This window comes from Priestia sp. P5 (assembly GCF_029522155.1).
Lineage (GTDB): Bacteria > Bacillota > Bacilli > Bacillales > Bacillaceae_H > Priestia > Priestia megaterium_E.
In genome coordinates, this window is record NZ_JAKWFJ010000001.1 from 1,785,660 (window position 1) to 1,811,497 (window position 25,838).

27 protein-coding genes are annotated in these 25,838 nt (G+C 38.5%); 22 read left to right on the forward strand and 5 right to left on the reverse strand.

The annotated features are described in order from the left end of the window. Nucleotides 1-54: 54 nt before the first annotated feature. The 5 genes from MMB69_RS09810 to odhB all read left to right on the forward strand — a co-directional run bounded on the left by MMB69_RS09810 (nt 55) and on the right by odhB (nt 7,374). Nucleotides 55-501, forward strand: a complete 447-nt coding sequence (locus tag MMB69_RS09810) for an OsmC family protein (RefSeq protein WP_269871544.1) — start codon at nt 55-57, stop codon at nt 499-501. A gap of 137 nt (nt 502-638) precedes the next feature. Beyond that, nucleotides 639-2,183, forward strand: a complete 1,545-nt coding sequence (locus MMB69_RS09815) for an MDR family MFS transporter (protein WP_025751265.1) — start codon at nt 639-641, stop codon at nt 2,181-2,183. Nucleotides 2,184-2,249: 66 nt separating this feature from the next. After that, the gene (locus tag MMB69_RS09820; RefSeq protein WP_028412866.1) at nt 2,250-2,837 is read left to right on the forward strand and encodes a PadR family transcriptional regulator; all 588 of its coding nucleotides are present in this window, start codon (nt 2,250-2,252) and stop codon (nt 2,835-2,837) included. A 363-nt stretch (nt 2,838-3,200) separates the two neighbouring features. Then, nucleotides 3,201-6,062 carry a 2-oxoglutarate dehydrogenase E1 component gene (sucA, locus tag MMB69_RS09825; RefSeq protein WP_277447635.1) on the forward strand — a complete coding sequence of 954 codons (2,862 nt, stop codon included), beginning with the start codon at nt 3,201-3,203 and terminating at the stop codon, nt 6,060-6,062. A 16-nt stretch (nt 6,063-6,078) separates the two neighbouring features. Beyond that, complete coding sequence (gene odhB / locus MMB69_RS09830) at nt 6,079-7,374, forward strand: 2-oxoglutarate dehydrogenase complex dihydrolipoyllysine-residue succinyltransferase (RefSeq protein WP_014459542.1); 1,296 nt, start codon at nt 6,079-6,081, stop codon at nt 7,372-7,374. 41 nt (nt 7,375-7,415) lie between these two features. Here odhB and MMB69_RS09835 read toward each other — a convergent pair whose 3' ends face one another. After that, nucleotides 7,416-8,024, reverse strand: a complete 609-nt coding sequence (locus MMB69_RS09835) for a TetR/AcrR family transcriptional regulator (protein ID WP_221784813.1) — start codon at nt 8,022-8,024, stop codon at nt 7,416-7,418. 197 nt (nt 8,025-8,221) lie between these two features. Between MMB69_RS09835 and MMB69_RS09840 the strand changes: the two genes are divergently transcribed. The 9 genes from MMB69_RS09840 (at nt 8,222) to MMB69_RS09880 (ending at nt 16,659) form a co-directional block, all read left to right on the forward strand. Further along, the gene (locus tag MMB69_RS09840) at nt 8,222-9,397 is read left to right on the forward strand and encodes a YhgE/Pip domain-containing protein (protein WP_221784814.1); all 1,176 of its coding nucleotides are present in this window, start codon (nt 8,222-8,224) and stop codon (nt 9,395-9,397) included. Nucleotides 9,398-9,432: 35 nt separating this feature from the next. After that, the gene (locus tag MMB69_RS09845) at nt 9,433-10,944 is read left to right on the forward strand and encodes an FAD-dependent monooxygenase (RefSeq protein WP_260506785.1); all 1,512 of its coding nucleotides are present in this window, start codon (nt 9,433-9,435) and stop codon (nt 10,942-10,944) included. Between the two features lie 149 nt (nt 10,945-11,093). Then, nucleotides 11,094-11,228, forward strand: coding sequence for a hypothetical protein (locus MMB69_RS09850; protein ID WP_260506868.1), 135 nt, complete (start codon nt 11,094-11,096; stop codon nt 11,226-11,228). A 171-nt stretch (nt 11,229-11,399) separates the two neighbouring features. Next, nucleotides 11,400-12,092, forward strand: coding sequence for a response regulator transcription factor (locus MMB69_RS09855; protein WP_221785110.1), 693 nt, complete (start codon nt 11,400-11,402; stop codon nt 12,090-12,092). Further along, complete coding sequence (locus tag MMB69_RS09860; protein ID WP_221784815.1) at nt 12,089-13,558, forward strand: sensor histidine kinase; 1,470 nt, start codon at nt 12,089-12,091, stop codon at nt 13,556-13,558. The genes MMB69_RS09855 and MMB69_RS09860 overlap by 4 nt, the downstream gene beginning before the upstream one ends. A 25-nt stretch (nt 13,559-13,583) precedes the next feature. Next, nucleotides 13,584-14,651 carry a TolB family protein gene (locus MMB69_RS09865; RefSeq protein WP_221784816.1) on the forward strand — a complete coding sequence of 356 codons (1,068 nt, stop codon included), beginning with the start codon at nt 13,584-13,586 and terminating at the stop codon, nt 14,649-14,651. 110 nt (nt 14,652-14,761) lie between these two features. Further along, nucleotides 14,762-14,998, forward strand: a complete 237-nt coding sequence (locus tag MMB69_RS09870) for a hypothetical protein (protein ID WP_269871543.1) — start codon at nt 14,762-14,764, stop codon at nt 14,996-14,998. A 112-nt stretch (nt 14,999-15,110) separates the two neighbouring features. Next, on the forward strand, nt 15,111-15,872 hold the full coding sequence (locus MMB69_RS09875; protein ID WP_221784818.1) for a M15 family metallopeptidase: 762 nt from the start codon (nt 15,111-15,113) through the stop codon (nt 15,870-15,872). A gap of 115 nt (nt 15,873-15,987) precedes the next feature. Beyond that, the gene (locus MMB69_RS09880; protein WP_063247748.1) at nt 15,988-16,659 is read left to right on the forward strand and encodes a DUF421 domain-containing protein; all 672 of its coding nucleotides are present in this window, start codon (nt 15,988-15,990) and stop codon (nt 16,657-16,659) included. 61 nt (nt 16,660-16,720) lie between these two features. On the opposite strand, the gene MMB69_RS09885 is transcribed toward MMB69_RS09880, so the two are convergent. The 4 genes from MMB69_RS09885 to corA all read right to left on the reverse strand — a co-directional run bounded on the left by MMB69_RS09885 (nt 16,721) and on the right by corA (nt 20,507). Beyond that, nucleotides 16,721-16,867, reverse strand: coding sequence for a hypothetical protein (locus MMB69_RS09885; RefSeq protein ID WP_221784819.1), 147 nt, complete (start codon nt 16,865-16,867; stop codon nt 16,721-16,723). 138 nt (nt 16,868-17,005) lie between these two features. Then, nucleotides 17,006-17,740, reverse strand: a complete 735-nt coding sequence (locus MMB69_RS09890; protein WP_221784820.1) for a polysaccharide deacetylase family protein — start codon at nt 17,738-17,740, stop codon at nt 17,006-17,008. Nucleotides 17,741-17,823: 83 nt separating this feature from the next. Next, entirely contained in the window at nt 17,824-19,101 is a 1,278-nt protein-coding gene (locus MMB69_RS09895) for a polyamine aminopropyltransferase (RefSeq protein WP_277447636.1), read from the reverse strand. A gap of 443 nt (nt 19,102-19,544) precedes the next feature. Continuing rightward, nucleotides 19,545-20,507, reverse strand: a complete 963-nt coding sequence (gene corA, locus MMB69_RS09900; RefSeq protein WP_221784822.1) for a magnesium/cobalt transporter CorA — start codon at nt 20,505-20,507, stop codon at nt 19,545-19,547. Nucleotides 20,508-20,637: 130 nt separating this feature from the next. Between corA and MMB69_RS09905 the strand changes: the two genes are divergently transcribed. The 8 genes from MMB69_RS09905 (at nt 20,638) to MMB69_RS09940 (ending at nt 25,733) form a co-directional block, all read left to right on the forward strand. Continuing rightward, nucleotides 20,638-21,513, forward strand: coding sequence for an STAS domain-containing protein (locus MMB69_RS09905; RefSeq protein ID WP_372452267.1), 876 nt, complete (start codon nt 20,638-20,640; stop codon nt 21,511-21,513). 219 nt (nt 21,514-21,732) lie between these two features. Continuing rightward, a complete protein-coding gene (gene ssuD / locus MMB69_RS09910; protein WP_221784824.1) occupies nt 21,733-22,803 on the forward strand; it encodes an FMNH2-dependent alkanesulfonate monooxygenase in 1,071 nt (356 codons plus the stop codon). Between the two features lie 121 nt (nt 22,804-22,924). After that, nucleotides 22,925-23,698, forward strand: a complete 774-nt coding sequence (locus MMB69_RS09915; protein WP_115654222.1) for an alpha/beta hydrolase — start codon at nt 22,925-22,927, stop codon at nt 23,696-23,698. A gap of 79 nt (nt 23,699-23,777) precedes the next feature. Next, nucleotides 23,778-23,978, forward strand: a complete 201-nt coding sequence (locus MMB69_RS09920) for a DUF6501 family protein (protein WP_221784825.1) — start codon at nt 23,778-23,780, stop codon at nt 23,976-23,978. 300 nt (nt 23,979-24,278) lie between these two features. Continuing rightward, on the forward strand, nt 24,279-24,518 hold the full coding sequence (locus MMB69_RS09925; protein WP_013057577.1) for a YiaA/YiaB family inner membrane protein: 240 nt from the start codon (nt 24,279-24,281) through the stop codon (nt 24,516-24,518). A gap of 125 nt (nt 24,519-24,643) precedes the next feature. Beyond that, entirely contained in the window at nt 24,644-25,165 is a 522-nt protein-coding gene (locus MMB69_RS09930) for a hypothetical protein (RefSeq protein ID WP_221784826.1), read from the forward strand. A 109-nt stretch (nt 25,166-25,274) separates the two neighbouring features. Next, entirely contained in the window at nt 25,275-25,493 is a 219-nt protein-coding gene (locus MMB69_RS09935; RefSeq protein ID WP_013083687.1) for a spore germination protein, read from the forward strand. Between the two features lie 6 nt (nt 25,494-25,499). After that, nucleotides 25,500-25,733, forward strand: coding sequence for a hypothetical protein (locus MMB69_RS09940; RefSeq protein WP_115654219.1), 234 nt, complete (start codon nt 25,500-25,502; stop codon nt 25,731-25,733). The last annotated feature ends 105 nt before the right edge of the window (nt 25,734-25,838 follow it).

The following is a 25,838-nucleotide window of genomic DNA, read 5'->3' on the forward strand; positions in this document are numbered from 1 at the left end:
ATAAAAAGGGTACGCTAGGTACACATCATTATATAGAAGGAAGAAGGATTAACTATGGCAAAACATCACTTTCATTTGCAAGCAAATTGGCCAGGAGGCCGAAATGAAGTAGGTACAATTGAATCGGGACAATTAAAAACAAAAATTTCCATTCCACCAGAAATGGACGGACCAGGAGTGGGAACAAATCCAGATGAAATGCTGCTAGGGGCAGCAGCCACGTGCTACATCATCACGCTTGCAGCGATGTTCGAAAGAAGCGGAATCCGTCAGGAGGCTTTAACGATGGAATCAGAAGCTATTGTGGACGTGACGAATGGTGTATTCACATACGAAAAAATTATTCATAAACCTCATGTTATCATCACATCTGAATTTGCGGCTCAAGAAGAAAAAATCAGTCGACTTATAAAAAAAGCAGAAACATCCTGTATGATTTCAAGAGCCATTCAAGGAAATGTTGAGATTGAATTAGAGCCTCAGCTCACAGTAAAAGCGTAATGGACCCATTACGCTTTTCTTATGTTTATTTCTAAAAAAGCACATTTAAGATTGTAAAATACTCAAATTTGAATATAATAATTTAAGTAGCTATCATTTCTGTTCATCAAAAAGATGACGCGAAAGGAGGAACTGAAATGGTTTCATCAGAAAAAAATATTCGTTTTATCGTAGCAGGATTGCTGCTCGGTATTTTCATGTCAGCCATGGATAATACCATCGTAGCGACGGCTATGGGGAAAATCATTTCTGATCTAGGCGGGTTAGATAAGTTTGTTTGGGTTACGTCCGCTTATATGGTTGCCGTGATGGCAGGTATGCCGATATTTGGTAAACTATCTGATATGTACGGCCGTAAACGGTTTTTTATTTTTGGATTGACGGTATTTTTACTTGGATCTGCATTGTGTGGCCTAGCGCAAAGCATTGTGCAGCTAAGTATTTACCGGGCGATTCAAGGAATTGGAGGAGGAGCGCTTCTTCCGATTGCTTTTACCATTGTATTTGATATTTTCCCTCCCGAAAAGCGCGGGAAAATGACGGGATTATTGGGTGCCGTTTTCGGCTCAGCAAGCGTATTTGGTCCGCTTCTTGGTGCCTACATTACGGAATACATCAGCTGGCACTGGGTGTTTTATGTGAACGTGCCGATTGGACTTTTATCGTTATTTTTTATTGTGCGCTTTTATAAAGAATCAAAAAGTCATAAAAAACAAAAAATTGACTGGGCTGGTGCAGCCACTCTTGTAATTTCAGTAGTCAGTTTAATGTTTGCTCTTGAGCTTGGAGGAAAAGAGTACGAGTGGTCTTCTCCGCAAATTTTATCTCTTTTTGCTATCTTTGCTGTGGCGCTATCACTCTTCTTTTTTGTGGAAAAACGCGCGCAAGAGCCGATTATTTCGTTTTGGATGTTCAAACGCCGTTTGTTTGCAACATCACAAATTCTCGCTTTCTTATACGGAGCAACGTTTATTATTTTAACAGTATTTATTCCTATTTTCGTTCAAGCTGTTTACGGAGGTTCTGCTACAAATGCAGGTTTAATTTTAACTCCGATGATGTTAGGGTCGGTAGCAGGAAGTGCGATCGGCGGGATTTTTCTAACAAAAACAAGCTTTCGAAACTTAATGATTATGTCCGTTTTTTCATTTGCAGTAGGAATGTTTTTATTAGGAACAATGGAACCTGATACACCTCGTTGGATGCTAACGGTATTCATGATTTTGACTGGGTTTGGCGTAGGATTTAGCTTTTCTCTTTTACCAACTTCGTCAACGCATAAGCTGGATCCACAGTTTAGAGGTTCTGCCAACTCCACAAACTCATTTGCGCGTTCCTTAGGAATGACGCTGGGAGTTACGATTTTTGGAACGATTCAAAGCAATACATTTACAAATGAGCTGCAGCGCAATTTTCAAGGGATGGGAAATGGATCTCAAGGAGCATTCTCTCAAATAGGAGATCCGAGTGCAGTTTTTCAATCAAGCGCTCGAAACAGCATTCCGCCTCAAATATTAGATAAGATTGTTGATGCTATGTCTACATCGATCACGTATGCATTTATGCTTGCTCTTATTCCAATTGCAGTAGCTATTATTACTGTCTTTTTAATGGGAAATGAACGAGTGGAAGTTCCCCCTAAAAAGCGGGTAGAAGCTAAGGAACCTGCAGCTCAAAAATAGAAAAGGCACGAATTTATTCGTGCTTTTTTTACTAAATAAGATGCATGTCAAGAGGTGAAAGGTGTTATGAGTGTTAAATTAGTCATACTGGGCTTATTAATGGAAGGAAATAAGCACCCTTATGAAATTCAGCAAACCATTAATGAAAGACAAATGAAGCACTATATTAAACTTGCAAGCGGTTCTTTATATTACGCTTTTGATACGCTCGAAAAAGATCAGTTGGTGAAAGTAGTCGATGTGATTCGAGAGACGAACAGACCTGAAAAGACCGTTTATTCTATCACGGATGCAGGAAGAGAAGAATTTGAGCGCCTTTATTTTGAACAGCTGTTAAAAAAAGAGCATATGCATAGACCTGTTTATGCTGCTCTTTCATTTACTTCTTACGTCGATCAAAAAAAAGTGGCTTCTGCTTTAGAAAAAAAGATTGAGGAAACGGCAGCTTATTTAGAAAAAATGCAAAATTTGTACCAAGTTAAAAAGGTGGATCATTCCATTGCAAATCTGTCGATCATTATGCGCACGATTATGCATTTGAAAGTAGAACTAACTTGGTTCACTCATTTACTCGAAGCGGCGAAAAGCAGCAAGCTTACAGAAGTAGATGATGGTTATTTTAAAGACGTTGAAAAAATCGTAGATGAGTTTTAAAAAAAGAAGCAAAACGCTGCTTCTTTTTTTAATGGTCATAAAATATATTTCAAGCAATTTAATTTTGCCAAAAGCTAGGTCAATAACAATTAATTAACACCTGATTCGACCTTTAATCAGCTTTACTTATAAAACGCTTTCAAAAAGTAGTAAGACTATTAAAAAAGTAAAAAAAATTAAAGAAATATAGCGATTTCATTTTGATTGACGAGTAAAAGAGTGGTAAAATATAAGCAGATATCAGATACACACGCAGTGAGATTTATCACTCGTTGTAAAGATGTCAGACGATAAGGTAATCGACATTCAAAATGGAAAGATTGTTGAGTACGACAATTATTATAACTCGTTGGGGGTTTTATCATGGGTAACGAAACGTCGAATAGAGGGGAGCCTTGGCAAGGATTTTTGGGTCCGAACTATGGCTATGTATTAGAACAGTATGAGTTATATGAAGAGCAGTCAGATCTAGTAGATCCAGACTTAAAAGAATTATTTGATTATTGGGGTGCTCCTCCATTAAACGAAAGTGAGCAGGTTCAGCAAGCTGAATACGCACAGGCTGCACCTTCAGCTAACACATCTAAAATTGCATCGGCTATTAAGCTAGCGGAAAACATCCGTGCTTATGGTCATCTATACGCGTCAATTAAGCCTCTTGAAAGCGAGAAGAAAGATCCTGTCTTGCTTCACTTGGAAGATTACAATTTAACGCAAGAAGATTTAAAATCAATTCCGGTTGATATTTTATGTACGAATGCGCCATCACACGTCAAAAATGGTTTAGATGCAATTAACTATTTAACAGATGTCTACACAAAAACCATTGCGTTTGAATTCCATCACGTACATAACATGGAAGAGAATAAGTGGCTGACTGATATGGTCGAGTCAGGTGCTATTTTCCAACCTCTTTCAAATGAGAAAAGAACTTCTGTATTAAAGCGTTTAACAGAAGTAGAAGGCTTTGAACAATTTTTACACCGTACATTTGTCGGACAAAAACGCTTTTCTATTGAAGGCGTAGATATGCTAATTCCACTTGTAGATGAACTGATTGCACGCTCAGTGGAAACAAGCCCCAAAACGGTCAATATTGGTATGGCTCACCGTGGACGCTTAAATGTATTAGCACACGTATTAGGCAAGCCGTATGAAATGATTTTTGCAGAATTCCAGCATGCACCTAACAAGGAATTAGTTCCTTCAGAAGGTTCAATCGGTATCAACTATGGCTGGACGGGAGACGTAAAATATCACCTGGGTGCCGACAAACAAATTAAAGCAGAGAACACAGTTCGAGCTCGTTTGACATTGGCTAGCAACCCTAGTCACTTGGAGTTTGTTAATCCGGTTGTGGAAGGGTTTACAAGAGCAGCTCAAGATGAGCGTGATGTGAATGGATACCCAAAACAAGATGTGAAAAAATCGTTCGCGATTTTAATTCACGGAGATGCTGCGTTCCCTGGTGAAGGTATAGTACAAGAAACGCTGAACTTAAATCAATTGACTGGTTATCAAACAGGTGGAACAATCCACATTATTGCTAACAACATGATTGGATTTACAACAGAAAGCGTCGATTCTCGTTCAACAAAATATGCAAGTGACTTAGCAAAAGGGTTTGAAATTCCAATTGTTCACGTAAACGCGGATGATCCGGAAGCCTGTTTAGCTGCTGCTTATTTTGCTTATGAGTATCGCAGACGTTTTAACAAAGATTTCTTGATTGATTTAATTGGATACCGTCGATTTGGCCACAATGAAATGGATGAACCGTCTGTAACGCAGCCGAAGATGTATGAAATTGTGACAAAACGTCCAACCGTTCGTGCTATGTATGCAAAGCAGCTCGAAGAACAAAACGTTATTCAAAGCGGTCAAGCAGATCAAATTAATGAAGAGTTACAAGCGAAGTTAAAAGCAGCTTATGAGAAAGTACCGCCAAAAGCTGAAAAACAACATAGAATTATGGAAATGCCACAAGCAGTCTTCAAAGGAATTTCAGATATTGATACATCTGTTACAAAAGAAGAGCTGTTTGAAGTGAATCAAGAGCTAGTGAAATATCCTGAAGGATTTAACGTATTCCCAAAACTTGATCGCATCTTATCTAAACGTGCCAAAGCGTTTGAAGAAAATGAAAGCGTAGATTGGTCATTGGGTGAGGCATTTGCATTTGCTACGATTTTAAGAGACGGCACGCCAATTCGTATTACAGGCCAAGATTCTGAACGTGGTACGTTTGCACATAGACATCTTGTTCTTCATGATCATAAGACAGGGGATGTTTACTCACCACTACACGCAATGAAGAACGTAAGCGCTTCCTTTGATATTCGTAACAGTCCATTATCAGAAGGATCCGTTCTTGGATTTGAATACGGCTATAATGTATTTGCTCCTGAAACGTTTGTTCTTTGGGAAGCACAGTTCGGTGATTTTGCCAATGCAGGTCAAGTTATTATTGACCAGTTTATTGCAGCAGGCCGTGCTAAATGGGGACAAAAATCTGGAATGGTCTTATTGCTGCCACACGGCCATGAAGGTCAAGGGCCAGAACACTCAAGCGCTCGTCTAGAACGTTATTTACAGCTAGCTGGTGAAAACAACTGGACAATCGCAAACGTAACAAGCGCTGCGCAATATTTCCACTTACTTCGACGACAAGCTGCCATTTTACAGCGCGAAGAAGTAAGACCGCTAGTAGTTATGACACCAAAAAGTTTGCTTCGTAATGCTTTTAGTGTGTCAAACCTTGAAGAGTTTACGAAAGGCTCTTTCCGCTTAGTAGTAGAACAGCCTGGATTAGGCAAAAAAGAAGATGCAGTTGAACGAATCGTTCTGTGCAGCGGAAAAATCAGCAGTGAATTAACGGAACGCTTAAACAAAGCAGAAGATGATAAAGATTGGCTACACGTTCTTCGTCTAGAACAAATTTATCCGTTCCCAAGACGCGTAATTGCTGAAATCTTTGCTCGCTATAAAAATTTAAAAGAGATTGTCTGGTTACAAGAAGAGCCGGAAAACATGGGCGCATGGAACTATGTAGAAGATCGACTGCGTGAAGTAGCACCAGAAGGAGCTACTGTTGACTACATCGGTCGCACAAGACGCTCAAGTCCAGCTGAAGGAGATCCAACAGTTCACAGACAAGAACAAGAACGTATTTTACAAGATGCATTAACTAAAAATGAAATTGCTAACGACGTTGTTACACGATAAGGAAGGGGAATGAACCATGGGAGAGATTAAAGTACCGGAATTAGCAGAATCAATTTCTGAAGGAACAGTTGCACAGTGGCTAAAACAAGTAGGAGATTTCGTTGAAAAAGGCGATTATATCGTTGAACTTGAAACAGATAAAGTTAACGTTGAAATTACAGCTGAAGACTCTGGTGTGTTAACGGAACTTCTTGCTGGCGAAGGCGACACGGTGCAAGTTGGTGAAACAATTGCACGTCTTGAAGCGAAAGAAGGAGCTTCAGCACCAGCAGCACCAAAAGCTGAAGAAAAACCAGCAGAGGAAGCACCAAAACAAGAAGCGGCTCCAGCTCAGCAAAAAACTGTTGAAGAAGTAGCGCCAGCAGCTGAAGCGCCTCAGCAAGGAAATCAAAAACAATGGCTAATTGCTTCTCCTGCAGCGCGCAAAGCAGCAAGAGAACGCGGGATTAAGCTAGATCAAGTGCCAACTACTGATCCTCTTGGCCGTGTGCGCAAACATGATATTGATTCGTATGCAGACCAAAAATCAAATGAGCAAAAGCAGCAGGCACAAGCAAGTAAGCCAGCTAACCCGGTATCTCCGTCTCCAGCGGCAAGTGAAAATAGCGACAAACCTGTTGAACGCGAACGTATGTCACGTCGTCGTCAAACAATTGCCAAACGTCTTGTTGAAGTTCAGCAAACAGCGGCTATGCTGACAACGTTTAACGAAGTAGATATGACTGCTGTTATGGCTCTTCGCAAACGACGCAAAGACAAATTCTTTGAACAGCACGACGTAAGACTTGGCTTTATGTCATTCTTTACAAAAGCAGTAGTAGCAGCACTTAAAAAGTATCCATTATTAAATGCTGAAATTCAAGGAAACGAGTTATTAATTAAAAAATTCTATGATATCGGTATTGCTGTGTCAGCTCCAGACGGTCTTGTTGTTCCAGTTGTACGTGATGCTGACCGCAAAACATTCGCTGGTATCGAAGGATCTATCGTTGATTTGGCGAAAAAAGCGCGCGACAACAAATTAGCATTAAAAGATTTACAAGGTGGAACGTTCACAATTACAAACGGCGGCGTATTCGGTTCATTAATGTCTACACCAATTTTAAACGGGCCTCAAGTTGGGATTTTAGGAATGCATAAAGTTCAGCTTCGTCCGGTAGCAATTGATGAAGAGCGTATCGAAAATCGTCCGATGATGTACATTGCACTTTCTTACGATCACCGTATCGTTGACGGCAAAGAAGCCGTAAGCTTCCTAGCTACTGTTAAAGAACTATTAGAAGATCCAGAATCTTTATTACTAGAAGGTTAATAAAAAGAACCTGCTATTTTCTTAGAGAATAGCAGGTTCTTTTATGTTCGCTTAATGCCTGCAACATAAGCAGGACCCAAAAAAGTCATGCTAGCGAGTGTCAGAGCCATTTCTCGCGGTGACTGCTTCATATCTTGTTCTAGCCAGTGCTGAATGACTCCAAGGTGCGCTGACGTTACATAAGACATTAAATGTTCAAGTGGAACAAGCGGAGGCGTTTTATTATCCATAAGCTCTAATTTTTCCAGGATATTGGTTTTCATGACCTCTTTAATTTTAAGATGAAATCCAGGATTTCCTTTTGGACCAAGCATAACCTGCATAAAACGCGCATTTTCTTGAATATATTCAAAAAGTGCAATAATAAACGGTAAAGGCTGTTCTTTCAAATTAGCAGACACAATCTCATTTGGATTTGCTTTTTTGATAAATTCTTTTATCTCTTGAATGACTTCATTTTCGCTTTTTTCAAGCAAATCGTATTTGTCTTGGTAGTGTAAATAAAAAGTTCCGCGATTAATATCCGCTTTTTTCGTCAAATCCCTGACCGTTACGCCTTCAAACCCTTTCTCCTCCATTAATTCTGTCAAAGCATCTCGGATAAATCTTTTCGTTCGAATAATTCTGCGATCTGTTTTTGAATTCCCCACAGCTTTTAAACACCTACTTTTTTCTTTAATAATGAACAGTTATATGCTTTGTGTTAAGTAATCGACATTCCCGCTATTATTGCATATTGAGAATACAGGTAAATTCATTATAATTTACATAGTGATCACTAATCAACATCATGTACATTATCTTTTCGTTAACGTGTATATCCTTAAAACATAAAGGGGAGATCTATATGAAATTAGGTAATCAAAAGCTTATATATTTTTCACCAATTATAGTAGTAGCTGTTATTTTTATCTTTATTCTAACCTTAATTCCTTCGGCAAGCTCAGCACCTAAGAATTTGCCAATTGCATTCGTAAATGCTGACGAAGGAATGACAGTTCCAGCAAAGGGTAATGTAAATATAGGAAATCAAATGGAACAAAATATGAAGCGGGCAAGTACTGAACAATCTTTAATTAAATGGATTTTTGTCCCAAATACTAAAGAAGTTGAAAAAGGGTTAAATAATCAAAAATACTATGGGGCGCTTATCATTCCAAAAGATTTCACCAAAAAACAGGCGACTCTTCAGACGGCTCAGCCTGATGCACCTGCTATTAGATTATTAGTGAATCAAGGAATGAATACAGCTGCTTCAACACTAGCAAGTCAGGTGCTAAACGGGTCAGTCGATAAGATGAATGAAAATATGCGCTTGCAGCTAGTGAAAAGATTTGAACAAAACGGAACGCAACTAAGTGCAAACCAAGCATTAGCACTCGCTGCACCGATTCAAAAGACAGTGATAAACGTAAACGAAACAGGGACTCATAGTGTCAACGGAAATGCTCCCGTTTCATTATTTCAGCCGCTGTGGATGGCAAGTATAGCCGGTGCCGCAATTGTCTTCCTCAGCATCCAAAAAATCACGTTTTCTTCTCGTAAAGAGAAAATCGTTAACCAAGTAGGAGTCGTAATCATTGGGGTTATACTTGCTTTAGCTGCTGGTTTCGGGTTATCGTGGCTGGCTGAAGTAGTTGGAATAAGCGTTCCTTCATTTTTGGATACAGCACTATTCTTAGCTATTGCTTACTTCAGTTTTTTCACCTTGATATCAGCCGTACTTTCATGGCTAGGACTAAAGGGACTCCCGATTTTCGTTATTGTTCTATTTTTTGGCGCACCTTTGCTTTCAATGGCCCCGGAAATTATGCCTGATTTTTATAGAGAGTGGATTTATCCATTGCTGCCAATGAGATTTATGGTAGATGGCGTAAGAGAATTATTTTTCTTTGGAGAACATCTGACATGGAATCATTCTGTATCTGCTCTAGCTCTTATCTCTTTAATAAGTTTATGTGCTCTGTTTGCTTCTGCTTTACCTGTATCTTCTGTAAATAAAGAGGAGTCTCGCTCAATATAAAAGATACTGTAACTGAATGAAAAGGAGAGATGATGATGAATCCACAAATCTTAATCGTTGGTGCCGGCCCTACTGGCCTCGTTATGGCCTACAATTTAGCCAGACATAACATTCCTTTTCGAATTATTGACAGAAGCGCCGGGCCTGGGCAAGCCTCCCGGGCAATGGCTATTTTACCGCGAACCCTTGAATTTTATCAGCAGTTCGGTTTTGCAGATGAAGTCATAAAACGCGGGATTAAGATGGAAGATGTATATGTCCGAGTAAAGAAGAAAATAAAAGCAAAAGTTCATCTAGGATCTTTAGGAGAAGGATTAAGTCCTTTTCCTTTTGTTCTTACATTTCCACAGGATGACCACGAGCGGTTTCTGCTTGAAAAATTAAAAAATCTTGGGATTGAAGTAGAATGGAAGACAGAGTTACTATCTCTAGCTGAACACGGAGAAGGGGTAAAAGCTTTATTAAAAGCTCAGCAAGAGGAAACCGCTTATTTTAAATATATTTGTGGATGTGACGGAGCACACAGTACAGTTCGTAAACAACTGAAGATAGAATTTAAAGGAGAAAAATATAAACAGCATTTTTATGTGATGGATGTTCACGGCTCTGGTGAAGTGATGAAGGATCAAAAAATCAGTATTTCATTTAGTAATGAAGAATTTTTGATTTGTATGCCTGTTAGAAGTAAAGGAACGTATCGAATGATCGGCATTATTCCTTCAGCTTTTGAGGATCAAAACGATGTAAAAGCTGAAAACATTCACGCTTTTATTCAACGAACATTTGGTGCCCAGGTTGAGGGTATAAATTGGTTCTCGACATATCATATCCATCACAGAGTAGCAAGTCGTTTCCGACAGGGACGTATTTTTCTAAGTGGAGATGCGGCCCATATTCATAGTCCTGCAGGCGGACAAGGAATGAACACAGGAATTGGAGATGCAATCAACCTTTCATGGAAATTAGCAGCTGTCCTTCAACGCAAAGCGGCACTTTCCATATTAGATACATACGAAGAAGAAAGGTTGCCTTTTGCAGAGCTGCTTGTAAATACAACTGATCGCGCTTTTAAGCGAATGGTGGCACGAGATAAAACGAGTCAATTTTTTAGAAAGCATATCTTTCCGCCTGTACTATCCTTTTTATTTCGTTTCCCTTATCCCCGTCACAAAGCATTTACGATTTTATCTCAAATCCGCATTAAGTATCGAAATAGTGACCTAAGCAGCGGACAAGGGAAAAATGTGCAAAGTGGTGATCGATTACCTTATGTAGAAGGGAATTTTGAATCTTTGCAGTCTTTAAACTGGCAAATACATGTCTATGGAACAGCAGCAGAGAAGCTAAAAAAGAGCATGCAAGAAAAAGACTTCTCCTTGCACGAGTTTTCTTGGAACCCTTACTTAAAGAAAGCAGGGCTTCAAAAAGATGCTCTATACGTTATTAGACCGGATGGATACATTGGTTTTATTAGCAGCGAGCAGCGTATAGATCTACTTCATCAATATTTGAATACTCATAAAATCCTGCCTTTTACAAATGAATAATAACGCTAATAAAAAGCTAAGACAACATGATTTTAGCTGAAAGAAAATTGGATCGATGAATCGAGATTTTTCAAGGAAAATCAACTTTATTCGGATTTTTTTATGTTCATGGTAAACATAGATTTCATCTGTTTAGTTTATTCTAGCGCTTGATTGGAGGGCAAGCCGCAGACTCCTGCGGGAAAAGCGGAACAGGTGAGACCCCGCAGGAGCGCAAGCGACTAGGAGGCTCAGCGGCCGCCCGCGGAAAGCGAAGCCTTGCACGGAAATCAACCGCGGTGTAGCGAGCAGTCAAGCTCATTGACCCCATTTATTCGTCTTTAGATTGAATTGATTTTGTTATGTCTCAATCTATTTATTTTTGTTTACAATTTCGAAACAACTTGGAGATGTTTTTGGGAAAGCTGTTTGATAAGATAGACGAATAGAAATATCAAATGAAAGTACGTGATACATTGAATAAAAGGATTTTAGTAGTTGATGATGAAAAAAGTATTGCTACAGCGGTATCTTATGCTTTCAAGCGCGAAGGATATATTGTAGACACAGCATCTGACGGTGAAGAAGCACTTAAAAAAGTAAAAAGCTTTCAACCTGACGTGATGATATTAGATGTGATGATGCCGAAATTAACCGGCTATGAAGTATGTCGAAAACTTGAGAATCGAAGAGGAATGGGGATTATCTTGTTAACGGTTAAAAATGATATCGTCGATAAAGTTCTAGGTTTAGAGTTAGGCGCTGATGATTACATGACCAAGCCGTTTGATGTAAGAGAACTTGTAGCTAGAGCTAAAGCGCTTGTTCGGCGAATAGAAAAAAATGAAGCTCCTGAAGCTGTGGGAGAAATCACGGTGGGAAAAGTGAAGGTGAACTTAATTCAGCGCACGTTACATGTTGCCAATGAGTTAGTTAAGCTTACACCAAAGGAGTTTGATCTTATTGCTTTATTACTTGCCAATTTAGAGAGAGTATACACACGAGAAGATTTACTAGATCTTGTCTGGGGGATGGATTATGCAGGCGGTACACGTACGGTAGACATTCACATGCAGCGCCTTCGAAAAAAAGTAGGAGAAGCAGAGCCTTATTTGCTTCAAACGGTATATGGGGTTGGATATAAAGCGACAGCAGGGATCAATGAATGAAAATCAGCCTAAAAGCTAAGATGGGGCTCGTTCTTGCTTTTTTAATTATTTTAACAGTAACCGTACTGAGCGTACTTGTGTTAAAAGGAATTGAGACAAATCAGCGTGATCAGCTAGAAAGTGAACTTATTCAAAAAAGCAAAGCAGCCGAGCAGACGATTCATCAAAGTTATGTAACCGGTGACCCGTCTTTGAATACAGATTCTTTTCTTCAGCAAAAAGGACAGCGTCTTGCATCTTCGATTGCATCACAAAGCGGAATGCAAACAGTCCTATATAATCAAAAAGGACAGGAAGCAGGAAGCTCTATTCCCATCGGCCAAAAAGATGTGGATGTTTCTGATACGCTTAGCTATGCTTTGAAAGGAAAAATAGCCTATCAAATCTCGGGTTCTTCCCTTATTTACTTTGCACCTGTGTCAATCGATAATCAATTTATTGGAGCCATTCGTTTTGACCATTCCCTAAAAAATAATCAGCAGTTTATAGCTGACATTAGGCACCTATTTCGTACTTGGGGAACGATTGCAGCAGCAGCAGCTTTTTTTATTGGCTACGCTTATTTTTACCGCATTGCTTCGCTTATTGCTAGCCTTCAAAAAACTTCACAGCAGATTCGAAAAGGTCGTTATTTAACCGACCTGCCGTTCAAACGGCGCGATGAACTCGGGGAGCTCAGTCAAGGCTTGTTTTTTATGAGTACGTCGATTGAAAAAAATATCGATCAAATGAATGAAGAAAAAAGAAAGCTTGAGTTCGCTATTTCGAAACTGCAGTCTCTTGAACAGCAGCAAAAGCAGTTTATCGGTAACATCAGCCACGAATTTAAGACGCCTTTAACATCGATCAAAGCTTATGTTGACTTACTTGATATGTATCGAGATGATCCTCAACTTACGGAAGACGGCGTGCAAAATATTCGTAAAGAAACGAATCGCCTTCATGAAATGGTAGATAAAATCTTAAAACTTTCAGCGCTTGAGAAATATGATTTCGAGCAGCGGCCAGAGCAAGTTGAATTGAAGCGGCTTCTAGAAGACATATGCGATCGTATGAAAGGAAAAGCAGCTAAATTTGATTTGACTCTTCATACAAATATAAAAGAAGCAGTTGTTTGGGCTGATCGTGAAAGCTTAATACACATTTTTATCAATTTAATTGACAATGCTATTAAATATAATGAACCAGGCGGAAAAGTGGAAGTAACGTCTTATACTTTAGAGAATTCTATTATTGTAGATGTAGCTAACACCGGGATAGGGATTCCACCCGAAGCAGAAGAAAAATTATTTCAACCATTTTTCACCGTAAATAAAGATCGGTCGCGTTTATCCGGAGGTACAGGCCTTGGCTTAGCATTAGCCAAAGATTTAACTGAAAAGCAAAAAGGCGTTATCAAGCTGCATCATTCTGATTCTAAATGGACGATTTTCAAAGTGTCGTTTCCTTTGAAAACAGAGAAATGAGTTAGCTAAAAGGAGTGAACCGTTATTGAAACGGTATAGATTAATGATATGTATAGCAAGCACTTTTCTTATTTTAGCATCATGCGGACAAAAAGAAAGCCGCAGAGAAACCGTTGAAAAACCCGACAAGAAAATTACTGTATTGGACGAAGTAGATAAAGATGGAAAAATAGAAGTGAAAGACGTTCAGGATATTAACGGCGTAAGGGCGTTTCAATTTTTAAACGAAAACACAATGATTGTTAGTAAAAAAAACAAACAATTTCGTTCGAACGATTTCGGTCCCAAAAAGGTATATGCACAGAATCTAGCTACTTATAATCTAAAAAACAAGTCTACTTTTGTGTTGCATCCAAGCAATGAAATTCAACATGCGGCAAAGCTTTCTCCGAATGGTGAATTTCTTTTTTACAAAGTAGCAAAAGGCGAAGATACATTTGGTTATATAATGAACGTTCAAACAAAAAAAACAGTTAAAATAAAGAATGTTCTTCTCTATCCATCAAGCGGAGAGTGGCTTAATAATTCAGAAGTAATGTTTATTACAATGGAAGGAAAGCTTTCTAAAGCAAATGTAAAAGGAGAAGCAGAACCTCTGTTGCACAGAGACGATCGAATCTTAGATGCAGTTAAAGGAATAGGTGGCATTTATTATATTGGTGTAAACAACCAGCTTTTTTTTCTTCATAACGAACAGACGGACCCTGAAAAAATCCGAGATAATGTGGTTTCTATTATCCCGTCTCCAAACGGAAAACAATTAGCGCTCGTTCAGCAAAAAGATGCCCAAACGAGAACGCTGTCTATCACAGATTTAAAAGGATCCGAAGCTTTTCAGCTTGCTCTGTCCACTCAAATTTTTGGTGTAAGCTGGTCTCCCGACGGTTCGAAATTAGCTTATAACTTTATTTCTGAAAAAGAGGGAGATAAAGGGATATTCATAGCAGATGGATTAACAGGAGATGTTACACACTTAAACGTAAATTTAGACTATGCTGCAGATCAGCTTGCCTGGAGTCAATCAGGAAGTAAACTAGTTGCATCGAGCTTTACGCAAAATCAAGTTCATACGTATATTATCTTTTTAAAATGAGGCTGAGACAAAAGTAGTTTCATTAAAGTGAAACACGAACTATCTATCAAAAATGGATAAATAGTTCGTGTTTTTTTTATAATCATGGTGAACGCAGGTGCTTCTAGCTGTTGGTTGGAGGGCAAGGCGAAGACTCCTGCGGGAACAACGGAACAGATGAGACCCCGCAGGAGCATGAGCGACGAGGAGGCTCATCGGCCGCCCGCGGAAAGCGAAGCCTTGCACGGAAAGCAACAGCGTTCGAGCAAGCAGTCCAGATCGTGTATCCAGATTGTTCGTCTGTGGGTTGGGTTCATTTCGTTATGTCTCAGCCTCATTTCTATTTTTTACACCTTAAATTTTTTTAAGAGTGTTTACAAGTTTGAAACAACTGAATAACAAACAGAAACATTTATATTTTATCCTTTCTTTACAGGCTTTTGTAGCCCATCAAAAGCCGTTTGAAAGGAGTAAGACATCATGAAATACTTTTTATTTATTTGTTCTTTAGCTTTTACGCTGATGATAGCAGGGTGCGGAACAAACAATTCTTCATCAAAGCCTGCCAGAGAATTTACAAAAAATGGACAGGCTCAAAAACTAGAAAACTCATCAGCTTCTTCATCTTTAACGAAACCTAATGTAGACGAAACAGTGGTAATAGCGAATCCCGAATCCGTTACGGCTTTAGTTAATAAAAAGCATCAGCTTCCTGAATCCTATCAGCCTTCCGATTTAGTCTATGCTGACGTTCCATTTATCTTCAACGAAAAAATAGAAAAACGAATGCTTAGAAAGTCTGCGGCACAAGCACTTGAAGAACTTTTCCGAGATGCCGAAAAAGAGGGAATCAGCTTACTTGGTGTATCCGGTTATCGATCTTACGAGCGTCAAAAAGAGCTTTTTGCATTTTATGCAACGCGAGACGGTGAAGAACAAGCACGCACCTATAGCGCCTATCCTGGAACAAGTGAACACGAAACGGGACTAGCAATCGATGTCACGGGAGGAAGTGGAATGTGTGCTGCAGCAGACTGCTTCGCTGATACACCAGAAGCTCATTGGCTTTCAAAAAATGCCTATCAATACGGATTCATTATTCGATACCCTGAAGGCGAAGAGCAGGTTACCGGCTATAAATACGAACCATGGCACCTTAGATATGTAGGGAAAAAAGCAGCCGCATCCATTTTTAATCAATATGCAACGTTAGAAACCTATGCAAGTAAGAAAAAAGTTTAATCAAAAGTTCTATAACTAGAGAACGAAGGAAAGAAAAATCAAAAGTCAGGTTTATCACTCTCACATATGATACAAACTGATACTATAACATGCTTGCTATAGAGGAAGGGTATCAATGTATAAAGATATTGCGATTGAACTGATATGTGGATTTTTAGCGCTATTTATTATGCTGAAGCTTTTAGGTAAGACACAGTTTGCTCAAATCACTCCGTTTGACTTTATTACAACGCTTGTCCTGGGAAATATTGTGGGGGATGCAGCTCTTGAAAAAGGAGTAGAGTTAACTGAAATTCTTTATAGCGTTTTGATTTGGGGGCTTTTGATCTACGCAGTGACAAAGCTATCTCAAACCTTTACAGGGTTTAGGGGAATTCTTGAAGGAAAGCCTTCAATGATTATTTATAAAGGGAAAATTCTTTATAAAGAGCTTAAGAAAAACAACTTGGACTTGAATCAGCTTCAGCATCTAATGAGACAGCAAGGGTATTTTTCACTGTATGAAGCAGAATACGTCATTTTAGAAACAAATGGAGAGGTGAGCGTCGCTCCTAAACACGAATTCGGCCCTCCAACGAAAAATGATTTAAACATCCCTTATTCTCAAACCAATTTACCTATCGCTTTAATCATGGATGGAAAAGTAGTGCCTGGCAATTTAAAAGAAGCCAACGTAGATGAAAAGTGGTTAAAAAAACAGCTTGCAATCAAGAAAATAAAGGAATACAGCGAAGTTTTTTATGCTGAATGGCAGCAAGAGCGAGGACTAGAAATAACAAAATTTTAAAAGAGGCTGAGACATAAACTACATTCATCTCACCTAAAGACGAACAAATAGGAGAAATGAGCTAAATCGCTTGAGACACCGCTGTTGATTTCCGTGCAAGACTTCGCTTTCCGCGGGCGGCCGGTGAGCCTCCTCGTCGCTTATGCGCCTGCGGGGTCTCACCTGTTCCGCTTTTCCCGCAGGAGTCTTCGTCTTGCCCTCCAATCATCAGCTAAAAGCATTCACATACATAAAACCTGCGTTCACCCTATCAATAAAAAATCCGAACGAGTTGGATTCTTTATCAAGAATCTCAATTCATCGTTCGGATTTTCCTTTAACTAAAATACTTTTGTCCTAGCCTCTCCTAGCTTCCTTTTAGCAGCTTAGCAAAATCTTCAATCGTTGTAGAATACGTGACGTACAGACGAGGAATAAGATAGTTTTCATTCTTTTGTCCGCTTTCAGTAAAAAAATTTGGAATCGTTGAAAGACCAAATGTATAATTCTTTTTTGTTTCGTCGACTACGCGGCTATTGACCTTTCCATAGGGGTAAGCAACAGCAATAACTGGCCTGCTCGTAATGGCTTCAATTTTTCGTTTTGAATCAGCTAGCTCATAGGATAAATTTTTCGTCTTAGTTAAATCCGGATGAGTAGCGGTATGAGACTGAATAGAAAAAAAACCTGAATCAACAAATTTTTTTAAATCCGCTGGCGACAAACGGTTGGGACGGCCGATAAAATCTGAAATCACAAAAATTGTAGCCGCTGGATGAAATTGAGGGCTGGCTGCTCTTTGAAAAATAGGCAAGATAGTAAGATTATTTTTATATCCATCGTCAAATGTAATAAATATAGGTTTTTTCACACGCTTTAGTTCCTGCCATTTTTCAAATGTTAGCGGCGTATATCCTTGCTTTTTAAGATAAAGAAGCTGTTTCTCGAAATTTTCAGGCGTCACATACAGTTCTTTTTCCCCGTGGCCTGTGTAGGCATCAATAGAATGGTAAATCAGGACTGGCACTTTCACTTGGCTAAAAGCGGGGGAAGGGAAAATAACAGTTAGCACTAAGATAACAAAAACCGAAATTTTTCTCATAACAATCCTTTCTGTTGCACAGTGGTGACGAGACTGTTTTAGTATGTCAAAAGAAAAGGAATGTATAAGCCAAGCTTTCTTTTTTACAAATATAAGCCTTCTTTTTTAAATATTTTATGCAGAACCAAATGCTCAGCAGAGTTCACAACTGCAAACTGTTTTTTAGAAAGAGAATGGGGAGAAAAACGCATTAGCTTAGTAAAGTCTGGTGGCAGCGTAGTAGATGAAACATCAGTAGATAGTATCGGGGCAGGCAAAGGTGTTTTCGAGCCGATGTGAAAACCCCAATCTCCAAAAGAGGGAATAATGGTGTGGTAGCTCAACGTATAAAACTGAGAAGCTTTCATCGTCTTATTAATGCTCCAAAAAACGATAGGTGTGTCTCTAGGAGAATTTGACTGACACACGACTAAGCCGCTGCGCGATAGTGAACGTTGGAGAAGTGCGTAAAATTCTTTTGTATAAAGCGCACTTATTTTTTTGTTAGTAGGATCAGGAAAGTCGATAATGATAATATCATAACACGCTGAATTCAAAGAGAGGTAGTCAACAGCATCTTGAATATGAACGGTGACACGAGAATCTTCAAATGAGCGTTGATTTAACTTCTTTAATTCTTCTACATTCATCGCAGCATTTACAACGTCAGCATCTATTTCTACAAGGTCTATTTCTTTAACTTCTTTATATTTAAGGACTTCTCGTAAAGCCAAACCATCTCCACCGCCCAGAATAAGAATACGGCGAGGATTTAAGGAAGCTGCAAAGATAGGATGTACAAGAGCTTCATGGTACGCATGTTCATCTAATGAACTAAATTGCAGCTGTTCATCCAAATACATTCGAATATCAGATGCTTTAATCAGCTGAATATCTTGAATACGGTTTTTTTGATGAAACAAAATGTCATGCTGGCCTGATAAGATCTGCTGTAGACTAACGTGATCTGAGTCATCTCCACGATTGAGGAGACGAGTGCTTTCAGCATGCTGACGATTTTTTGTTGGAGTTTCGGCGTGTTGAATTCCGCGAGAAATCGAATACACAACAGCTTTTTTTGAAGCTAATTGCTTCAGCAACGCATAACCAATTTCAATTATTTCTTTGTCTCCGCACGTATAAAAATCTAATGAAGCGTAGTTTTCCTCCGGCCACGTATGAATAGACAAGTGAGAGGTAGCTAATACGAGAATGCCTGTAATGCCTTGGGGCGTAAACTGGTGAAAGTAACAGTGCAAAACTTCCATCTCTGCATTTAGTGCAGCTTCAACAAGAATTCTCCTTAAAAGTGAGGGGTCGTTTAATATCACTTCATCGCATTCGAACGCATCCATTAGCAAGTGTTCGCCTTTAGTATCCACTACGTCAGCCTCCTTTCTGAGCATTATTTTCACTATCTTATGAAACTTTTTAGAAAAAGGAAACGTAAGCACATTATTTTATGGATATTTTCGGGAAATAACTAGTTATCTTTCCATAGAAAAGAAGCTGGAAAAACGTATTTTCGTTGAAAGGAGATCCGAACAATCAATCGAGATTCTTAATGGAGAATTCAACTCGTTCGGATTTTTTCATTGTGATGGTGAACGTAGATTTACCGTATGTAATAACTGTTAATTAGAGGCAAGGCGAAGACTCCTGCAGGAAAAGCTGAACAGGTGAGGCCCCGCAGGAGTGTAAGCGACGAGGAGGCTCATCGGCCGCCCGCGAAAAGCGAAGTCTTGCGCGGAAATTGACAGCACTAGCTCATTTATCCAATTTGTTCGTCTTTATATTTGATTGATTTCGTTATGTCTCAATCTTTCTACTCTTTATCAGTATTAAACCAGCCTTTTCGCTTGAACCATAGAATTAATCCAAGTGTTATCAGTCCCATGAAGCCAAGCACAAAGAAATAGCCATAGTGCCACTTTAGCTCAGGCATATTTTCAAAATTCATTCCGTATACGCCAACGATAAAGGTAAGGGGAATAAAGATAGATGAAATAACAGTCAGTGTCATCATAATTGAATTCATACGGTTTGAATTAAGAGAAAGATAATTATCGCGCATATCAGACGTCATTTCCCGATTTGATTCAATCATATCGGCTAATTTTAATAAGTGGTCATAGACATCTTTAAAATACCTTTTTTGTTCAGGATGAACATCTAGGCGCTCAGAATTTATAACACGGTACAATAAATCGCGCATAGGCAAAATGGTTCTTCTGATTTTTAGCAAATCACTTCGAAGTGTAAATACATCTTCCATTAAAACAGAGATGGATTTCTTTGCATCTATGTTTTCTATATCATTCAGCTCATCTTCAATCTGATATACAGTGGGGAAATATTCATCTACCACTTTATCCATCACAGAATACGCAAGATAGCTTATCCCTTTTTCTTGAATCGAAGGTGTATGAAGCAGCTTTTCCCATACTTTATCAATTGCAGCTGACGGGTGAAAATGAAAAGTAACCATATAATTTTCGCCGATAAAAAGGTCAACTTCTTCAGCTTCTAACGTTTGACGATTTAACGAATGAAGGACAAAAAAACTGTATCCTTCATAATAATCGAGTTTTGGACGCTGCAGAAAATGAAAGCAATCTTCAATCGCTAACGGATGAAAGTGGAAAGATGATTGAAGCAGCAGCGCTTCTTCTTCAGAAGGGCAGTTAAAGTCAATCCAATAGTACTGAATAGAGGGGTCGTGAATCTGATCTAATTGTATATGTTTCACAAGTTTGTCATCGTTCGTAAGAGCTAACGTTCGTATCATTTGAAAACTCCTTTTTGTTTTTATAGCCATTTTCAATGTAGCATAAAATCATAAACTACACGTATTTTTTTAAAAAATTTTCTTTCTTCTCTTTTTATAAAACTAGTAAGGGGGAAAAAGTTGAATTATAATGATGGTAGTAGCTGGTATGGAAAGGGGAATCGTTTTGAATAAAAATGAAGCACTTCGAATGTTTTTCTTAAAACATGCAGATCAACTGACGGAAGAATGGTATGAAAGCATTGAAGACAATGACCCAGAATCGGTTTATGCATCTACTCATCCGGAAGTCATTTCAGTATTAAAAGGTCAAAATAATGAATTTCATTTATACATAGCCGATGTATTTATAAAAAGTGAAAAAGAATTTTTTGATTCATTTGAAACGTGGATTTTAAAGATTGCGGAAGACGGAGAGCATGTAAGAACGCCTATTCATTATATTATTCGAGAATTTTTCCGAGTTAGAAAACAGTATTTAACATATTTAAATCAATTTGTAGAAGAGTATGAGCAAGATATTACGCAAGAAGAACTAGACGAATGGAACGAATTGATTGTACGCGTGTTTGATATCACCGTTTATAAATTTGTTGAAGAGCACCATCAGCATTCAAGGCGGTTGCTTGAAGCACACAAAGAGCTGATTAATGAGCTGAGTTCCCCAGTTATTCCATTGAGCGATCATATTGCGATTCTTCCGCTTGTTGGGGATATCGACACAGCAAGAGCGCGCCGAATTTTAGAAAATACGCTAACTCGCTGCGCTGAACAGCAAGTGAATCACCTTTATATTGATATTTCAGGAGTGGTTATTGTTGATACGATGGTTGCTCATCAGATTTTCCAGCTGATTGATGCATTAAAATTAATAGGTGTAGAATCAACGATCTCTGGGGTACGTCCTGAAATCGCGATTACCGCTTCTCATTTAGGTTTATCGTTTGAAAATATATCAACAAAATCAACCCTTGCTAATGCGATGGCTTCACGTATGAGGAAATAAAGCGAACAAGAATTACTTTTAATTCTTGTTTTTTTATCTCAATTCATACTTGACATATAGGTTAAAGAGGTATTATGATTTTACTAATTTAATAAATAAAAAGAGTTGTATTACATACGCTAATATAAAAATGCATCTCTGTAATTAGCGGACAAGAATTGAACAAACAATATGAAAACGCTTTATATAGAATACGAGAATATTTAGGAGGAAATGGAAATGAACATCTTATGGTTTTTCCCTACAGCAGGCGACGGACATTATCTAGGCACAACCGAAGGAAGCAGAACAAGTGACATTCACTACTTAAAGCAAATCGCACACGGGCTGGATTATCTAGGATATGACGGCGCTTTGTTGCCTACTGGTTCAAATTGTGAAGATTCATGGGTGATTGCATCGGCACTTGCTTCCGTTACGAACCGACTGAAGTTTTTAATTGCACTTCGCCCGGGTGTCATGTCTCCCACACTTTCAGCACGGATGGCTTCGACATTCGATCAAATGTCAAACGGCCGACTTATGTTGAACATTGTGACGGGAGGAGATCCTGTGGAGCAAGCAACGTACGGTAACTATTTAAGTCATGATAAACGCTATGAGTTAACAGATGAATTTTTAACGATTTGGCGAGATGTAATGGCAGGAAAAAAAGTGGATTATAAAGGAAAACATGTTGATGTAACAGGCGCGTACATTCCATCGCCTCCTGTCCAAAAACCGTATCCTCCGCTGTACTTTGGTGGATCTTCTCCAGCAGGAAAAGAAGTAGGAGCAAAGCATGCAGATGTATATTTGTTATGGGGAGAGCCACCCGCAGTGATTAAAACAAAAATTGATGAGATGAAAGAAAAAGCTGCAAACGAAGGTAGGGACATTCGTTTTGGTATTCGCCTCCACGTTATTGTAAGAGAATCGGAAGACGAAGCGTGGGAATCTGCAGATAAATTAATTAAACATGTTAATGATGATACGATCAAAGCGTTTCAAGATAAGTTTGCCTCATTTGACTCCACTGCCCAAAAAACACAGTCAAGTTTGCACAGCGGCACAAAAGATCGAAGTGCACTGGAGATTGCTCCGAATCTATGGGCTGGAATTGGCTTAGCACGAGAAGGAGCTGGAACCGCTCTTGTTGGAAGTCCTGAAATTGTAGCGGATCGTTTAAAAGAATACAAAGAGCTAGGAATTGATACGTTTATTTTATCAGGCTACCCGCATCTAGAAGAAGCGTATACGTTTGCTGAGCTAGTATTTCCACATATTCAAAAAGAACGAAGCAAGAGATAATTCTTGCTTCGTTCTTTTTGAATCGTAAAAAAATAAATACCCCAGTTGACTTATAGGAATTATAGGTGTATTATAAAGATAGTTCATTTAGTCAGAAAATTTGTGATAAAGGGTGAAGAAAATGGAACGTTATGACGTAATTCAAGGCGCAGAATCTTTTTATTATAAAGGCAACGACATTGGTATACTTGTTTCTCACGGATTTATGGGGACTCCTCAAAGTATGGAATATATCGGAAAAGAATTAGCTGAAAAAGGTTTTACTGTGTACGGTTTGCGACTAACGGGACATGGTACTCACTACTATGATATTGAACAAACAACGTACGAGGAATGGAAGCAAGACTTTTTAAATGGGTATCAGCGTTTGAAGCAAGAATGCCGTCATGTATTTATCTTGGGTCAGTCCATGGGAGGCACTCTCACCTTTCATACAGCAAGCCAAGGATTAGATCTTGACGGAGTTATTGCAATCAATCCGGCTATGACGTCCATTCCTTCAATGGAGCCTTACCGCTCTCGTCATACGCCTCGTTATTTAAAAGAAGATCATCCTGATATTAAGGATCCAAACGTACATGAAATTACGTACGACAAAGTACCAGTGCGCTCTATGCGTGAGCTGCTTTCTTTAATGGACGAAACAAAAGAACGCTTACCTTATGTAACGTGCCCGGCTTTAGTACTAACATCAACCGTTGATAACGTAGTACCCCCTGAGAATTCAGCTTATATCTTAAACCATATTCAATCAGCAGAAAAAAGACAGCACATGCTTCGAAACTCTTACCATGTTGCGTCGATGGATTTTGATAAAGACACAATTGTTGCACAAACGGCACAGTTTGTACAAGCAACAGTTGCCAAAAAAAAAGTGCATGAGCGAATTTTTTAATTTTTAAATTCGCTCCGTTTCTTTTTTACTTCAAGTAAGATAAAATGAATCTTGAATGAAAACAAAGGAGTGTACATACATGATTCATTTAGAATGGAACGATCGTCCGACAATTAAACAAGTAAAATGCATACATACAGATGCAAAAAAATTCGTGGTTGAAAATGTTTTAACAGCAGGAAAAACATATGATGTAAAAAACGAAACAGAAGAATTTTATTTTGTTGTTGATAACACTAGCCAAGTCGGCGGCTTTTATAAAGAATACTTTGAAGGCTAAACAAAAAATCATCGTCTCGGCGATGATTTTTTTGTTGTAATAGAAATGATTAACTGAACTTTACAAACAATGTCTTCTACTTCTCAATGAGAACGAATAAACGTACTTTTAAATAGAATTTCTATATACAATCACTTCGGGAAAAAGCTCTGAGATAAAAATAGGATGTAAGACCTAAATTCTTCCGTTTCTTGTTCTGATTAAAAGGGTAACTGACTATAAATACCCATGACAACAATTATTTTACAATGTAAAATGAAAGCGACGCTTAACAGAAAAAGGAAAAGAGGAGGTCATACGATGAAAAAGCGTAATACAGCAGCTTTTACATTTTTAGCATGGACAGCTTTCATTACAGCACTATTAGCTATGTTTATAGGAATTTATACCTTAGATGCATCATTACCAGTAAAAGGTTATTATGCCGTTGGAACTTTATACTTAACCATGTCTGCTTTTGTGCTCCAAAAAACCATTCGTGATAACGAAGAAGATACGGCGCACGAACGCAAATACGACAAAGCAGAAGAAGAATTGTAAAGCTAAAAAAAAGCATTTTTCTAGCTCCTTGAAAAACATCCCCATTTTTGGGAGATGTTTTTTTATATAAAAAAACAGGGAACTTGTCACTCCGTGTCGTATTAATAAAGAAGGAGGCGATTGAATTGACACAACTAATGATTAATAACGTAAATTTTCACGTTGATATGTTTGAAGAAAAAATGATTACTGATGCGAATACAGGTGAAGAGTTGAAAAGGCTAAACTTTTCTTTTTCGGTTGTAGGCAAAGCAGCTTATGATAAATATGATGCATTTTTTGAGGATCCGTATTTTGAAGTAACAAATATGGAGACAAAAGAAACGCTAACATTAAAAAACATTTCGCATAGCACATTTTATCAGTCACCTGAAATTACAGAGCATACAAATATTGTTTTCAGGGTGAAGCTGCAGCAAGAACCTGTTAAAGAAAAAGAACAAGTGAAAAATGAAAAGCCAACAGAGAGCACGGTAAACGAAATGCTTTTATCTAGAATCAAGTTTAAGGCTCTTGTCGAATTACTTGAAGAAAAAGGACTTTTAACAGAGAGTGAATTGTATACTAAGATTGAAGAAGTAGCAGAACGAGATTTTGATATTCTGCGAGATGAATTAAGTCATTCTAAAAAAGAGGTAAAAGCGTAAAAATACCCCATTCTGCAAGGGGATTTTTTATTTATATCCATTAATTTATAACCCTTTTGATAAATCGTTCATATATTACATCACGATGAAAATAAAAAGGGTGAGGATAATGCCGATTGTTATTAACCATGTAGTGATTCCAAACGTTACAGGAGGAGTCGTTACGTTTGGCGACACGTACTATGTTTCTCCAAAAAGCAACAGTAAAACTGCACAAGGTTCAGGGTCTTCAAATACAGGAATTTGTGTAAATACAAATTCAGGACTTTCTAATACAAATACGCTCGATCCGGATGGTTCTGATCAAAACGGCTTCGGAAACGGATAAGGAGAGATGTTTTACTCTTCTTTCTACACGCCTTTTCAGTATTCGTTTTATCCGTATTTTATACCTTCTTTTGCACGTCCAATTGGATTTGTCGTGTCACCTGATGGAGCGATGGATAACTGGTGGGGCAAAAAACCATCTTGGTGGGGGAAAATTACGCCTTCAGCCGGCGTTTTCCCTCCTGTTACCCAGTACTATACGGGCAGTTTAGTTCCTTATAGTTTAAGGAGCTATTATTAATATAAAAAAGATGTTCGAATTAAGCTACCTTGTTGGCGTCTATTTCCTGAAAATAGGCGTTTTTTTCCGTTTTACTTGATTCAAAGTTATTTTTGCTGAATAATA